This is a genomic window from Proteus sp. G2675 (assembly GCF_963886535.1).
Taxonomy (GTDB): domain Bacteria; phylum Pseudomonadota; class Gammaproteobacteria; order Enterobacterales; family Enterobacteriaceae; genus Proteus; species Proteus mirabilis.
Map to the genome: position 1 here is coordinate 26,809 of NZ_CAWPCB010000031.1, position 13,539 is coordinate 40,347.

15 protein-coding genes are annotated in these 13,539 nt (G+C 37.7%); 8 read left to right on the top strand and 7 right to left on the bottom strand.

The genetic code is table 11. From position 1 onward, the window contains the following. The first annotated feature begins 64 nt into the window (after nucleotides 1-64). The 3 genes from AACQ49_RS08205 (at nucleotide 65) to rnd (ending at nucleotide 3,867) form a co-directional block, all read left to right on the top strand. On the top strand, nucleotides 65-658 hold the full coding sequence (locus AACQ49_RS08205) for a Slp family lipoprotein (protein ID WP_004242776.1): 594 nt from the start codon (nucleotides 65-67) through the stop codon (nucleotides 656-658). A gap of 302 nt (nucleotides 659-960) precedes the next feature. After that, nucleotides 961-2,649 carry a long-chain-fatty-acid--CoA ligase FadD gene (gene fadD / locus AACQ49_RS08210; protein ID WP_004242778.1) on the top strand — a complete coding sequence of 563 codons (1,689 nt, stop codon included), beginning with the start codon at nucleotides 961-963 and terminating at the stop codon, nucleotides 2,647-2,649. A gap of 99 nt (nucleotides 2,650-2,748) precedes the next feature. After that, on the top strand, nucleotides 2,749-3,867 hold the full coding sequence (gene rnd, locus AACQ49_RS08215) for a ribonuclease D (protein WP_004247992.1): 1,119 nt from the start codon (nucleotides 2,749-2,751) through the stop codon (nucleotides 3,865-3,867). A gap of 273 nt (nucleotides 3,868-4,140) precedes the next feature. Here the strand turns inward: rnd and minE are convergent, their stop codons facing one another. Genes minE through minC form a run of 3 tightly spaced genes read right to left on the bottom strand, consistent with a single transcriptional unit; the run spans nucleotide 4,141 to nucleotide 5,950 of the window. Beyond that, nucleotides 4,141-4,410: a cell division topological specificity factor MinE gene (gene minE, locus AACQ49_RS08220; protein WP_004242781.1), complete on the bottom strand. Its 270-nt coding sequence runs from the start codon at nucleotides 4,408-4,410 to the stop codon at nucleotides 4,141-4,143. Nucleotides 4,411-4,413: 3 nt separating this feature from the next. Beyond that, entirely contained in the window at nucleotides 4,414-5,226 is an 813-nt protein-coding gene (gene minD, locus AACQ49_RS08225) for a septum site-determining protein MinD (protein WP_004242782.1), read from the bottom strand. A 22-nt stretch (nucleotides 5,227-5,248) separates the two neighbouring features. Then, nucleotides 5,249-5,950 (bottom strand): septum site-determining protein MinC, encoded by a 702-nt coding sequence (gene minC, locus AACQ49_RS08230; protein WP_004242783.1) that lies wholly within the window; start codon nucleotides 5,948-5,950, stop codon nucleotides 5,249-5,251. A 133-nt stretch (nucleotides 5,951-6,083) separates the two neighbouring features. Between minC and AACQ49_RS08235 the strand changes: the two genes are divergently transcribed. Genes AACQ49_RS08235 through AACQ49_RS08250 form a run of 4 tightly spaced genes read left to right on the top strand, consistent with a single transcriptional unit; the run spans nucleotide 6,084 to nucleotide 8,710 of the window. Beyond that, complete coding sequence (locus AACQ49_RS08235) at nucleotides 6,084-6,371, top strand: YcgL domain-containing protein (RefSeq protein WP_004247993.1); 288 nt, start codon at nucleotides 6,084-6,086, stop codon at nucleotides 6,369-6,371. 24 nt (nucleotides 6,372-6,395) lie between these two features. Then, a complete protein-coding gene (locus AACQ49_RS08240) occupies nucleotides 6,396-7,523 on the top strand; it encodes a lytic murein transglycosylase (RefSeq protein ID WP_161778975.1) in 1,128 nt (375 codons plus the stop codon). Between the two features lie 53 nt (nucleotides 7,524-7,576). Continuing rightward, nucleotides 7,577-8,233: a fumarylacetoacetate hydrolase family protein gene (locus AACQ49_RS08245; protein WP_161778976.1), complete on the top strand. Its 657-nt coding sequence runs from the start codon at nucleotides 7,577-7,579 to the stop codon at nucleotides 8,231-8,233. A 33-nt stretch (nucleotides 8,234-8,266) separates the two neighbouring features. After that, a complete protein-coding gene (locus AACQ49_RS08250; protein WP_004242788.1) occupies nucleotides 8,267-8,710 on the top strand; it encodes a YcgN family cysteine cluster protein in 444 nt (147 codons plus the stop codon). 44 nt (nucleotides 8,711-8,754) lie between these two features. On the opposite strand, the gene fetB is transcribed toward AACQ49_RS08250, so the two are convergent. The 4 genes from fetB to AACQ49_RS08270 form a co-directional block, all read right to left on the bottom strand. After that, complete coding sequence (fetB, locus tag AACQ49_RS08255) at nucleotides 8,755-9,525, bottom strand: iron efflux ABC transporter permease subunit FetB (RefSeq protein WP_004242789.1); 771 nt, start codon at nucleotides 9,523-9,525, stop codon at nucleotides 8,755-8,757. 65 nt (nucleotides 9,526-9,590) lie between these two features. After that, nucleotides 9,591-10,241, bottom strand: coding sequence for an iron efflux ABC transporter ATP-binding subunit FetA (gene fetA, locus AACQ49_RS08260; RefSeq protein WP_161778977.1), 651 nt, complete (start codon nucleotides 10,239-10,241; stop codon nucleotides 9,591-9,593). 293 nt (nucleotides 10,242-10,534) lie between these two features. Continuing rightward, nucleotides 10,535-11,458 carry an alpha/beta hydrolase family protein gene (locus tag AACQ49_RS08265; protein WP_049199553.1) on the bottom strand — a complete coding sequence of 308 codons (924 nt, stop codon included), beginning with the start codon at nucleotides 11,456-11,458 and terminating at the stop codon, nucleotides 10,535-10,537. A 118-nt stretch (nucleotides 11,459-11,576) separates the two neighbouring features. Beyond that, nucleotides 11,577-12,491, bottom strand: a complete 915-nt coding sequence (locus AACQ49_RS08270) for a helix-turn-helix domain-containing protein (protein WP_004242792.1) — start codon at nucleotides 12,489-12,491, stop codon at nucleotides 11,577-11,579. 94 nt (nucleotides 12,492-12,585) lie between these two features. Between AACQ49_RS08270 and AACQ49_RS08275 the strand changes: the two genes are divergently transcribed. Further along, nucleotides 12,586-13,209: a TetR family transcriptional regulator gene (locus AACQ49_RS08275; protein ID WP_041701112.1), complete on the top strand. Its 624-nt coding sequence runs from the start codon at nucleotides 12,586-12,588 to the stop codon at nucleotides 13,207-13,209. Nucleotides 13,210-13,539: the final 330 nt, after the last annotated feature.

The following is a 13,539-nucleotide window of genomic DNA, read 5'->3' on the forward strand; positions in this document are numbered from 1 at the left end:
GACAGAGTGACGCTATACTTATCTTAGAGTGTAACGTACTTAATGACGTACAAAGAGGTGGTTTATGAACAGACAATTAAACTACCGTTTGGTAAGTAAAGCGCTATTTTTATCTGGCGCTCTATTACTAACGGGCTGCGTCTCTATACCTGAATCTATTAAAGGGACAACAGCAACTCCTGTTACTGACTTAAATGTAGTTCTAGCGGCACCGGAGCTTTATGTCGGTCAAGAAGGTCGTTTTGGTGGGCGAGTGATTGAGGTTAAGAATCTACCTTCATCAACCCAGTTAGAAATTGCTGTGATGCCACTTTCTCACTATGATGCGGCTCCTGAGTTACAGCAACCTTCTGTTGGTCGTCTTTATGCGAATGTTACCCATTTTTTAGATCCAACAGATTATAAAAATCAGTATGTCACGGTAGTGGGTACGATCAAAGGTGTAAAAACAGGCAAAGTGGGTGAAGCTGTTTATCCATTTTTACGTATCGATGTTACAGGAATGAAACGCTGGACATTAACGCAACAAGTTATTATGCCTGCACCTGTTATGACATGGGGATACTATGGTAATGCCCCTTACTGGTATAATTATGGCTATGGTGGCTATGGGGCATATCCATATGGCACTGGCCAAGTTGTCCCCGTTTTGGAGTAATAAACTAGAATAATCGTTAATGACGATATAATATTTTACCTTTATGAGTTTGAAACGGTGTATAATCAATGCCTGTAATATATTAGATGGCAATTATCTAATATAATTATTAAAGATGAAGACAACAAAAGAGAGGGCGGTTTTGACCGCCTTCTTTTTTGTTAAACATAAAAAGAAAAAATTTAGTGATACACTTCGCATCTTCACAACAGAAAATTGTTTGTGCTGGTAGGATGAGTTAATACTTTGTTAAAAAGAAACATAATATTAACCAAGAAGTGCGATTAATCAGGAGTACTACTTTGGAAAAAGTCTGGCTTAAACGTTATCCGGCAGATGTTCCGGCTGAAATTGACCCGGACCGTTTTGCATCTCTTGCAGAGATGCTTGAAAACGCTGTCGCAAATTACGCAGATCAACCCGCCTTTATCAATATGGGCGAGGTCATGACTTACCGCAAACTAGAAGAGCGTAGCCGTGCTTTTGCCGCTTATTTGCAAAATGGCTTAGGATTGAAAAAAGGTGATCGTGTCGCCTTAATGATGCCTAACTTGCTGCAATATCCTATAGCGCTTTTCGGCATTCTTCGTGCCGGTATGGTAGTGGTCAATGTAAACCCACTCTACACACCAAGAGAGCTTGAACATCAGCTTAATGATAGTGGCGCCACAGCTATTGTCATTGTTTCTAACTTTGCCCATACGCTGGAAAAAATCGTCTTTAACACCAGCATTAAACACGTTATTTTAACACGTATGGGAGATCAGCTATCTCGTCCTAAAGCGACACTGGTTGATTTTGTAGTTAAATATATCAAGCGATTAGTCCCAAAATATAATTTGCCTGACGCGATATCATTTCGTCGAGCGATGCATTTAGGCTACCGAATGCAATATATTAAGCCCGAAATTACTGGAGATGATTTAGCCTTCTTACAATATACTGGTGGTACCACAGGAATTGCAAAAGGCGCGATGTTAACTCATCGTAATATGTTGGCTAATCTAGAACAAGCTAAAGCCGCTTATGTTCCTGCACTTAATGTAGGGAAAGAGCTGGTGGTAACCGCTTTACCCTTGTATCACGTCTTTGCTTTAACCGTGAACTGCTTGTTATTTATTGAAGTTGGCGGGAAAAACCTACTGATAACGAACCCACGAGATGTTAAAGGCACTATTAAAGAGTTATCGCGTTATCCTGTCACGGCGATTACCGGGGTAAATACACTATTTAATGCTTGGCTACATAATCCTGAGTTTCGTCAACTTGATTTTTCTAAGCTCAACCTTTCTGTTGGTGGCGGAATGCCCGTACAAAGTAGTGTTGCGAAAGAGTGGGAAGAATTAACCGGTAAGCATCTATTAGAAGGTTATGGTTTAACTGAGTGTTCGCCTTTAGTAACAGGTAACCCTTATAACCTGAAAAAATACAGTGGTAGTATTGGGCTTCCTGTACCTTCAACGGAAGTAAAATTTATGGATGATGAAGGTAATGAAGTGTCTCGCACAGAAGGCGGTGAAATGTGGGTTCGTGGCCCTCAGGTCATGAAAGGCTACTGGAATCGCCCTGATGCGACAGCAGAAGTACTACATGATGGATGGGTTGCCACAGGTGATATTGCCACAATGGATGATGAAGGCTTTATCCGCATCATTGACCGTAAAAAAGATATGATCTTGGTTTCAGGATTTAATGTCTATCCTAATGAAGTTGAAGAAGTGGTTACTGCGCACCCGAAAGTTTTAGAATCAGCAGCTATTGGTGTACCGAGTAAAAGCTCGGGTGAGACTGTGAAAATCTTTGTTGTCAAAAAAGATCCCTCATTGACAGAAGATGAACTTAAAACTCATTGTCGCCGTTACTTAACGGGTTATAAAGTACCTAAGATTATTGAGTTTCGAGAAGAGCTGCCTAAGTCAAATGTTGGTAAAATTTTACGCAGAGAATTAAGAAATGAAGAAAAACAGTTGAAAACATCAACTGGATCTTGATACAACAAAGTATAACCTTTGATAAATTCGCCGGTTTATACCGGCGTTTTTGTCTTTACGAAAAAGTCATTAGACATAAAAACACAAGAGAAACCTGTTTTGAATTATCAATTTATCACGACAAACACAGCACTAGAAGATGTCTGTAAAGCAGCGTCCGAGGTATCACAAATTGCATTAGATACAGAGTTTGTCCGTATACGCACCTATTACCCACATTTGGGGCTTATCCAAATGTACGATGGGAAACAGATCTCTCTTATTGATCCCCTGACCATTACTGAGTGGACTCCTTTTGTTGAATTATTAACTAATCCCGCAGTCCTTAAATATTTGCATGCTGGAAGTGAAGATCTTGAAGTGTTTTCTCATCAATTTGGTTGTGTTCCGACACCCATGATAGACACCCAAGTCGTGGCCGCTTTTCTGGGCTATCCCATTTCTTGTGGTTTTGCCACCTTAGTCGAGAAATATGAACATATTGCTCTCGATAAAAGTGAATCACGGACAGATTGGCTGGCGCGCCCATTAACCGAAAAACAGTGCCAATATGCGAGTGGTGATGTGTTTTATTTGTTACCTCTAGCTAAGAAATTAATCGCACAGGCACAAGAAGCCGGTTATATGGACGCGATTGTTGATGAGTGTGAAATGATAGCCGAGCGTCGCCAAGAGACCGTATCACCAGAGCTTGCCTATCGCGATATTGGTAATGCATGGCAATTACGAGGTCAACAATTAGCATGCTTAAAAATGTTGGCAGAATGGCGTTTAAATCAAGCTAGAGCCCGTGATATGGCATTAAACTTTGTTGTAAGGGAAGAGCATTTATGGTCAGTAGCACGCTATTTACCGACCTCTCTTGCTGAATTAGATGCGCTTTCTCTATCGGGGCAAGAAATTCGTTGTCATGGCCGCCGCTTGTTGGATTTTGTTGCTAAAGCCAAACAGATCAAAGATGAAGATTGTCCTGAGCCTATTGGCAATTTAATTGAACAACCTAACTATAAAAAAGCCTTTAAAGCAATAAAAACGGTGATCCAAGAGGTAAGTGAAGGACAGCGTTATAACCCCGAGTTATTAGCCTCAAGAAGACAAATAAACCAATTGCTTAATATTCACTGGAAAATTAAAACAGGGGAGCCTGAATTGCTTTCACGCTGGCGTAAAGCATTATTAGCAGAAAAAATTACTGCAATTTTGGCGCAATATCCTTAATATCACGTTATATTAATTCAGGCTAAAGAGTAATTATTTAGCCTGAAATTTTCTCAAACCCAATATGAGTTTCTATCATCCTTCTATCATCCAATAAATAGCAACTCCAACTTATTATTAATGAATGTTTAAAATAGCAACAATATATAGCGCTATTTGCACATTTGTATTCAGCCAGTTTATATATAATTAAAAACACAGAGCCAAGCAAATATGTGATAGTTTATAGCTGGCTCTGTGGATCATTAGCTTATATCAGCGAATTAAATATGATCACTTAGGTGATTCTTCATTTTCAGGTAATGTCACATTTAATTCTAATACGGAGATATCATCGCCTTTCTGCTCAAACTGAACAGATAGCATATCGGGATCTATCTGCACATACTTACAGATAACACCTAATAAATCTCTTTTCATATCAGGTAAATAAGCTGGCTCAGTATCGCCACGTCGACGCTCTGCTACGATAATTTGTAGGCGCTCCTTGGCAATATTTGCTGTCGACTTTTTACGCGACAGAAAAAAATCTAATAAAGCCATCTTTTACCCCCCAAAAAGGCGTTTTAGGAAGCCTTTTTTCTCTTCTTCAATAAAACGGAATGGATGTTCTTCACCTAATAAACGATTTACTGTATCTAAATAAGCTTTACCTGCATCAGATTCACTATCAAGAATAACAGGCTCACCTTGGTTTGATGAACGTAAAACGGATTGATCTTCTGGAATAACACCCAGCAGTGGAATACATAAAATTTCTAGCACATCTTCCATACTTAACATATCACCACGGCTTACTCGGCCTGGATTATAGCGTGTTAATAGAAGATGTTCTTTAATAGGATCTTCGCCTCGTTCAGCGCGACGCGATTTAGAGGCTAAAATACCTAAAATACGGTCTGAGTCACGTACAGAGGAGACTTCTGGGTTGGTGGTGATAATGGCTTCATCTGCAAAATAGAGTGCCATAAGTGCGCCACTTTCAATCCCTGCAGGTGAATCACAAATAATAAAATCAAAACCCATTTCATCCAGTTCATCTAACACTTGCTCTACACCATCACGGGTTAAAGCGTCTTTATCTCTTGTTTGTGAAGCAGGGAGGATATAAAGGTTTTCTGTACGTTTATCTTTAATCAGGGCTTGATTTAAAGTAGCATCACCTTGAATAACATTAACAAAGTCATAAACGACTCTACGCTCACAACCCATAATTAGGTCAAGATTACGTAATCCGATATCAAAGTCGATAACAACCGTTTTATGCCCTTTTTGAGCGAGGCCGGTAGAAATGGCCGCGCTGGAAGTTGTTTTACCAACCCCACCTTTACCTGACGTAACAACAATAATGCGTGCCATGGAGTGATTCCTTGTCGATGCTCTAAATTAAGTTCTCGATTGTTAATTCATTCTCTTGCAAACTAAGTTGGACTGATTTGCCAACAAAATCTGTAGGAATTTGGTCGCTTAGCCAATATTGACCAGCAATGGAAACTAGTTCTGCAGATAAATGTGTACAAAAAATATGGCTCTCTTGGTCGCCTGATGCTCCGGCAAGAACCCGTCCACGCAATACACCATAAATATGCACATTACCGTCTGCGATTAATTCAGCGCCAGCACTGACATTGCTTAACACGACTAAATCGCTATTTGGTGCGTAAATACGTTGCCCTGAACGCACTGGTGTATGAATGATTTTGGTTTTTTGTCGTACATTTATCGGTACTTCATTCGTTTTATCGTTATTTGCCTGAGCTGCTGGCTTAGTTATTTTACCTTCATTTAGAATAGGTAACTGTGCGGCAATTATCGCTTCTTTTTGTTGAGCGTCATGACTACCACTAATTCCCACAACACGTAAGCCAGCATCTTCTACTATTCGCCTCAGTTTTTTAAAATCAATCGTTTGATCTGCGATAGCAGAGACATTGATAACAACAGGCGCATTTTTCAGAAATTGAGGCGCTTGGGCAATTTTATCTGAAATAGCCTGACGAATAACCTTCGGTGATCCATCATTTAAATGAAGTACCGAGAGGGTAAAATTACTGCCTTTTAACTCAATGGGCGTGTTTGACATCTATCTGACTCAGTAAATTTTCTATAATCTGGCACAAAAAACCAGAGACGATATTACGAAATTATATAAGCATGTTATATTTACTAAAATATTCAGGCAAGTCGCTTATTTTAATAATTAGAGTTTAATGAAAATGATTTGTGCAATTTACCGTAGTACCAAGCGTGATCAAACTTATTTATACATCGAAAAAAAAGATGATTTCTCTCGAATTCCTGAGGAATTATTACAAAGTTTTGGTGAGCCACAGTTTGCAATGTTGCTAGATCTGGCGCAAAGACAGCGTTTAGCGAATGCTGACATAGAAAAAGTCAAACAAGCGTTGACTGACCAAGGTTTTTATCTACAAGTGCCACCTCCCGTCGAAAGTATGTTAAATGCTTATTTAGATGAATTAAAAAATTCAGAAAAAACTGAATAAATCATCGAGATAAAAGGAGCATAAATGTTCAAATATTCGTTCATCGCGGTGATTGTTTCTACTGTTTTGCTATCTGCTTGTGCAGATAGCCATCAGAAGAGCGCAGAAAAAAAACCTGTAACAAGTGAAATTGCCAATATTGCGACATCAGCACCGGCTCGCTGGAAACAGATTGATGTTGCCTCACTTGAACAGGCTTTTCCAAAACAGTCACGGACACCTGCACAATTTCCTGCTTATGTAGATGCTTTAAAACAAAAAGCGGCTGAATTAGGTTATAAACCTGAAACTATCAATTTTGCCTTTTCAGAAATTCACTTTATTGACAGAGTGGTGAAGTCAGACCGTAATCAGCCAGAAAAGAAAATTACTTTAGATGTGTATTTACCTCGAGTGGTGACGAAAGGACGTATCGCAGAAGGGGCGAAACTTTATCAAGTTAATCAACAAACCCTAGCGCAGATCAGCAATCAATATGGTGTGCCTGCAAATTATATTGTTGCTTTATGGGGATTAGAAAGTGGTTTTGGTCGAGTACAAGGGAAAGAAGATGTTATCTCAGCACTGGCCACATTAGCTTTTGAAGGTCGCCGTGAGGCCTTGTTTAGTCGCCAATTAATGGCCGCACTTGAGATAATCGAAAATGGACATTTACCTGTAGGCCAGCGTTTAAAAGGCTCTTGGGCAGGCGCAATGGGGCAGACACAGTTTATGCCATCTTCATTTTTGACTTACGCTGCTGATGGCAATGGTGATGGCAACATTGATATATGGAATAGCCGTGAAGATGCGTTTGCTTCAGCCGCTAATTATTTAGCAACCGAGGGATGGCAACGCGATCTCCCTTGGGGGGAACAAGTCAGTTTACCTGCTAATTTTAATCAACAGTTGGAAGGTATAAAAACAGAGCAACAAAAAACGGTCGCACAATGGAAAGCGCTAGGGGTGAAATTACCCGCTAATAGCCAATTAAGTGATGATATGAAGGTATGGCTGATAATTCCTGATGATGATTTGCATAGAAGTTATTTAGTCACCCCAAATTTCCGTACTATCATGCATTGGAATAGCTCTTACTTTTTTGCTTTGAGTATTGTGACGATGGCTGATGGCGTTGCCAATAAAATAAATACACTGCCAACTCAACACTAAATCACGTTAGCAGTGACATAAAACACAGCGATTTACCTAATAAGGAAAATATTATGTATCAACATAGAGATTGGGAAGGTTCGTTGCTTGATTTTCCTGTCAATAAAGTGATTTGTGTGGGCAGTAATTATGCAAACCACATAAAAGAGATGGGCTCGGTGCGCTCTGAAGAGCCGGTTATCTTTATTAAACCAGAAACGGCGATGTGTGATATTCGCCAACCTATTGCGATCCCCAAAGAAATGGGGGCAGTGCATCATGAAATAGAGTTAGCGGTATTAATTGGTCAGCCACTGAAACAAGCCAATGAAGATAGGGTTGATCGTGCTATTGCTGGTTTTGGTGTTGGTTTAGATCTCACTTTACGTGATTTACAAAGTCAATTAAAAAAAGCGGGACAACCTTGGGAGAAAAGTAAAGCGTTTGATGGTTCAGCGCCTTTGTCGGGATTTATTCCGGTGAACTCTTTTGGTGATCCCCAAAATGTTGACTTAATGTTGAAAGTTAATGGTGAAATTCGTCAGCAAGGCAACAGTCGTGATATGCTAACGCCTGTTTTACCCCTTATCAGTTATATGTCGCGCTTTTTTACCCTTCGCCCAGGTGATGTCATTTTAACGGGAACACCAGAAGGTGTCGGTCCCTTAGCATCGGGTGATATGTTGTTATTAAGTGTCAATGAACATCAGCTGACCACACGGGTTATTTAATAATATGATGAGCAATAAGGTAATAACGTAGAGATGACACAGGCTTTTTGGCAGACAAAAACTTTGGATGAAATGAGTGATGATGAGTGGGAATCGTTATGTGACGGGTGTGGGCAGTGCTGTTTACACAAGTTAATGGATGATGATACTGATGAGATCTATTTTACTAACGTCGCTTGTAATCAGTTAAATATTAAAACCTGCCAATGCAGTAACTATGAAGATCGTTTTCGTTATGAGCCTGATTGTATCAAACTCACGCGATATAATTTGCCGACGTTTGAATGGTTACCGATGACTTGTGCTTATCGCTTATTAGCAGAAGGGAAGCCTTTAGCGGATTGGCATCCCCTTATTGCAGGTAATAAAGCAAAAATGCATCAAGGTAATATCTCAGTAAGATATATTGCTGTTCCTGAAGTGGAAGTTGAAGACTGGGAAGATCATATTCTTAATCGCCCCAAAGGACGCGGTTAATATTGCGCTCTCCCTTTGTGTTACACAGAGGGAGAGCCATTATTTTATTGATTAAACGTCATTAATTGATGGCGTTGATTAAAGAATTTCTTATAGGTTAAATAGCAAGCAATAATTGTTGAAATACTGGCGGTTGCCATCAACATAAAGGTGACCATAATTTGGTATTTAACCGCTTGTAGTGGATCAACACCGGCAAAAATTAATCCAGACATCATTCCAGGTAAGCTTACAATCCCCACTGTCTTGGCTGCGTCAACGGTCGGAATTAACGACGATTTAATACTATCTCGAATAATAGCCATTGAAGCAATTTTAGGGGTTGCCCCTAAACTTAACATTTCTTGGATCTGTTGTTGATGATTTTCAAAACGTTGCCCAAGCTGATTATAACAAAGTCCGGTCGCAATCATTGCATTCCCCGCGATCATACCGGTAATAGGAATAATTTGGATAGGGGTAAAGGCAATGGCATGAGTAAAAAGTAAAATACTTAAGGTGAGCAATGCCCCTGTGGTAATAGCGACAAATGAGATAATAAAAATATCTTTAACGTATTTACTGCGTTTTTTAGCATTATAGGCAGCATTATAACAGATAAATAAGACCATTAGAAATGTAAGGATAATATGGTCGACGTCGAAAATATAAGTTAATACGTAGCCAACAATAAAGAGTTGAATTATCGCTCGGGCGGTACTCCAAATAATATCTTTCTCTAATGAAAGTTTCTCTTTTCGGCTAATAAATATAGCCACTAAGACCAGTAACAGAGAAAAAATAAGAGATTCATTACTGATTGTATGTTCGTTCATAATAATTTATTTACTCACTGCTCAATAAAGTTAAAACTAATGGGGTAATGGAAGTAAACCTAACCTTAATTGTTCATATGACTCGGTAAGTGGATCACATCATCGGCATGTTTGATTTCATTTTGATCGTGAGTTACCCATAATGCAGCGATTTTTTGCTCTTTGACGTAATGATGGATAAGCTCATTGACTTTTATTTTATTGTCTTCATCAAGAGCACTAGTAATTTCATCAAGCAATAACACTTTAGGCAAAAACTGTAGGTTACGGATAAGTGAGATACGCTGTTTTTCACCACCAGAAAGTTCATTAATACCTTTATTTAAAATCTCATTGGGCAAATTAAAGTAATCTAAATCTTTCGCTAATTTCTTCTCATCAACGGCGATTTTGCGTAGTAAATAAGGAAATTTAAGATTGTCATAAACCGTTTCACCAAATAACATCGGGGTTTGAGTACAATACGAAACTTGTTGTCGGTATTGTTCAGGAGAAAGGGTTAAGTAGTCTTTTCCGTCAAAGAAAATTGTGCCACTTGTCGGTGATAATAAAGAGGCAATGATTTTTAATAACGTACTTTTTCCACAGCCAGAAGGGCCTGTAATCAATTTAAATTCAGAAGGTTGTAGTGAGAAAGTCACATTATCTAGAATAATTTTGCTATCGAGTTGAAAGCCAATTTTTTCCAGACATAGTAGTGCGCGATTATTGTTCATTCTGATCCTATACATCTAGAAGAGAGAAGTTATCACTATTATACAAGGTTAATTGTATAATGATCCTGTTCCATATCAGTGATCTGATAACAAGATTTAACTTAAGTATAAGAGCATAAAGGTGTGATGATAAATTGCTTTTCTCTATCACTACTATCAGTCAATCAATATTAAATAGCCAATAGGGGAAACAGAAAGATAACGCAGCATAAAAGATTAAGCATGATAAAATAGGCCTAATCATCAGCTCGTAAAATTATCTTAATATAATAAGTCAAGATAGGATAAATAAGTTATTTATTATATTGTGCATACCATTGCTGTATATCTTGAACGACTTTTCCGGTTAATCGCTCACCTTGTTGATTATAAAAACCATGATTTAATTTATCATATTTAATAAATGTCACATTAGGTTGCGTTATCTCTTGAGATAATTGATGGAATGCAGCCACATCTACATTGATATCATCTAATGTTTGAACAATTAATACCGGAGTTTGCGTGTTGCGCTTAATCACCTCAAGTAGATCAATAGCAAGATATTGTTGCCACCATAATTTGCTATGTTCACTAACAAATTGCTCATCACCAATTTGATTCGTTATTATTGCATTAGCGAGTTGTTGAAAGCTATTTATTGCTTCTTCCACATGCTCTTTAGGTGTTGTATTGCGTATATTGTACAGTACATCATCAAGGAAAAAACGACCACCTCCATTTAATGCGATTGCAGCGCTAATATCATGACGTTCAGCAACAACTAAATGAACCATTGTTGCGCCTTCACTTCCTCCAAGTAATACAATATTGGTGTAATTAGGGGATAGTTTATCTAGCACTGCTAAATAATCAGCAAGCCTTTGGCTAGGATTATCATGCAGTTTATAGTTTTTAGGGCAATCTTCTCTTTCACCATTATCGTCAAAATAAGTCAATTGTGCTGTAATACCATACTTTTCAACCATTAAAACATCACTACTCGGTAGCCATCTACCAAAGGTTTCTTGAATAAAAGTATTATTTTTTATGCTATTACAGTCAGAACCTTGCATTAAAACTAACAGTGTTTTGTTATGTTCAGCTTGTTTATCTAGATAATAAATCAGTTCGCTATTATCTTGGCGAATCAGTTTATGTGTGCTTATTTCTGCGTAGCTTGATGTTATTGATGATACTAAGAAAGTGGTGCATAGCAACAAAGAACAAATACGCATAGAACAACCTTATTAACCAAGGGAGGGTGAGAGAGAAGAATGGCTAAATAACCCATTAAGACGGTTAATTAGCCATATCAATAAACTGAAAGTCAAGTCGTTAAGTACTTATTACTGATTAATGAATTGGAACGTAATAATCAATTTCCAGTGTTTTTGGTAGTTCCATAATGTCGCTATCTGTTTCTATACAAATGTAGTTTTCAATATCTGGCCCTAAACGACGACATAACCCCAAAGCCGGTAAAGTATAAAAGTAGATCTTGATGGCAAATTGTTTATATTCTTCTAACGTGCCTTTAAATTGGAAACGAACATAACGCCCGCCTGCAATCGCTTTTTTTCTAAAACCACGGGGTCTGGTAAAGTGATCTAAATTGTTTAGGCCAATTTCATAATCAATCTGGATCTTATCTTTACGTAATGTATTTGGCTGATAAGAAATTAACACACTACTTTCCGTAAAGTTTTTATCTGTGTACAACAAAAAATCATTCCAAAACTGATGACGAATATCTTCATGTAGTTTGCCAATATCCTCGATAGAGCAAAAGTATTGGTATTGAATAACATAAAGAAAGCTTTCAGGTAGCTCGATAATATTTGGAATAGGGAGGTCGGTAACTTCAAAATTGATGGGGGGCTGAAAATTGTCGCTACACAACACATCAACTTTACGGTATTCCGAAGGAGTAACGCCAAAAACAGCTTTAAAGCGGCGTGTAAAAGATTGCTGCGAATCAAATTGATAGCGTAGTGCGATAGTTAATACCGGAAGTTTAGTTAAGCGCAATTCAGTGGCGGCTTTGGTCAGTCGTCTACCACGAATATAAGAGGCTAATGTTAAGCCCGTTGCTTGCTTAAACACCCGTTGCAAATGCCATTTTGTATAACCTGATTTTATCGCAACATCATCAAGTAATAACGGCTTTTCTAGATTTACCTCGATCCAGAGCAGAAGTTCTTTAATCACTTCTATATTAAACGAAGATAAAGAATTGGAAGGGATAAGTCCATTGAACTGAGATGACATGATGATTTCCTGAAAAGATATTTTGTTCAGTTTACACAAAACTGATACCCATATATTATTACATACTTATGGTATGTTTTATGGGTTTTTTATCATGAAATTAAAATCACGGCAACAAGAGAATTCAGAACAAACACGCTTAGCTTTACTTGAAGCTGGACAATATCTCTTTGTAAATCAATGCTATTATGATGTTTCCATTGATGAAATATCACGTTATGCAAGGGTCACTAAAGGGGCGTTTTATCATCACTTCAGTAATAAAAAAGCCCTTTTGAGAGAGTGTTATTTACTGCAAGTTAAGCATGCTGTTCAAAAATTAGATGAAGTGCCTACTTATGATGATAAATGGCAAGAGCTAACGGCTCTCTTCTCTCTTTGTGTTGACCATATTTATCAGTGTAAAAACGAGTTAATTCCCTTACAAGAAGTTATCTCGGTATTAGGTTGGAAAGAGTGGGAAGAGATTGACGCCAACATTCTTATTCCTCGTATCCAACACTGTGTTGATATTCTCTTTGCTGAAAAACAGATCTGTGCTTATTCACCGGCTATTGTGGTGAATTTAATTTATGGTTTTATTACTCATATTGCTATCAATCTAAAAAATGAAGCGTCATTGCCGAAAGAGGCATGTAGTGACTTTAAAGCTATTTTTGCTGATTTTTTAATCGGGGTAAAACAAGCATCACCACAGCGTCATCACCATATGGCATAAAGAGGTATTAAAATACCTCTAAGCATTGTGCAAAAGATTAACAATCAACAAATAATTCTGTTCAATTATCACTGTATTATTGAATAGCAAAACATAGCGATTGAATAAAGAGATAAGTTTAATTGAACTAACTAAAAAATAATTAAAAATAGAATAAGTAATCTTTCTTAATATCGTTAATCTATTTGAGTTAAATAACCTAATATCCACAGTATTAAGCAATAGCATTATTTTTTAAGAAAGTAACAACAATTCTTTCTGTTTAAATAAAAAAGTATGATTAGTTTAATTTATAAAATAAATACTGATATTGTATGATAAATTGGTCAT

Excerpts from the sequence above, each read along its gene's own strand:
- AACQ49_RS08235 (WP_004247993.1), top strand. The coding sequence starts at position 6,084 with ATGATTTGTGCAATTTACCGTAGTACCAAGCGTGATCAAACTTATTTA.
- fetA (WP_161778977.1), bottom strand. The coding sequence starts at position 10,241 with ATGAACAATAATCGCGCACTACTATGTCTGGAAAAAATTGGCTTTCAA.
- AACQ49_RS08265 (WP_049199553.1), bottom strand. The coding sequence starts at position 11,458 with ATGCGTATTTGTTCTTTGTTGCTATGCACCACTTTCTTAGTATCATCA.
- minE (WP_004242781.1), bottom strand. The coding sequence starts at position 4,410 with ATGGCTTTATTAGATTTTTTTCTGTCGCGTAAAAAGTCGACAGCAAAT.
- AACQ49_RS08250 (WP_004242788.1), top strand. The coding sequence starts at position 8,267 with ATGACACAGGCTTTTTGGCAGACAAAAACTTTGGATGAAATGAGTGAT.
- minC (WP_004242783.1), bottom strand. The coding sequence starts at position 5,950 with ATGTCAAACACGCCCATTGAGTTAAAAGGCAGTAATTTTACCCTCTCG.
- AACQ49_RS08205 (WP_004242776.1), top strand. The coding sequence starts at position 65 with ATGAACAGACAATTAAACTACCGTTTGGTAAGTAAAGCGCTATTTTTA.
- AACQ49_RS08240 (WP_161778975.1), top strand. The coding sequence starts at position 6,396 with ATGTTCAAATATTCGTTCATCGCGGTGATTGTTTCTACTGTTTTGCTA.
- fetB (WP_004242789.1), bottom strand. The coding sequence starts at position 9,525 with ATGAACGAACATACAATCAGTAATGAATCTCTTATTTTTTCTCTGTTA.
- AACQ49_RS08275 (WP_041701112.1), top strand. The coding sequence starts at position 12,586 with ATGAAATTAAAATCACGGCAACAAGAGAATTCAGAACAAACACGCTTA.
- minD (WP_004242782.1), bottom strand. The coding sequence starts at position 5,226 with ATGGCACGCATTATTGTTGTTACGTCAGGTAAAGGTGGGGTTGGTAAA.
- AACQ49_RS08270 (WP_004242792.1), bottom strand. The coding sequence starts at position 12,491 with ATGTCATCTCAGTTCAATGGACTTATCCCTTCCAATTCTTTATCTTCG.
- AACQ49_RS08245 (WP_161778976.1), top strand. The coding sequence starts at position 7,577 with ATGTATCAACATAGAGATTGGGAAGGTTCGTTGCTTGATTTTCCTGTC.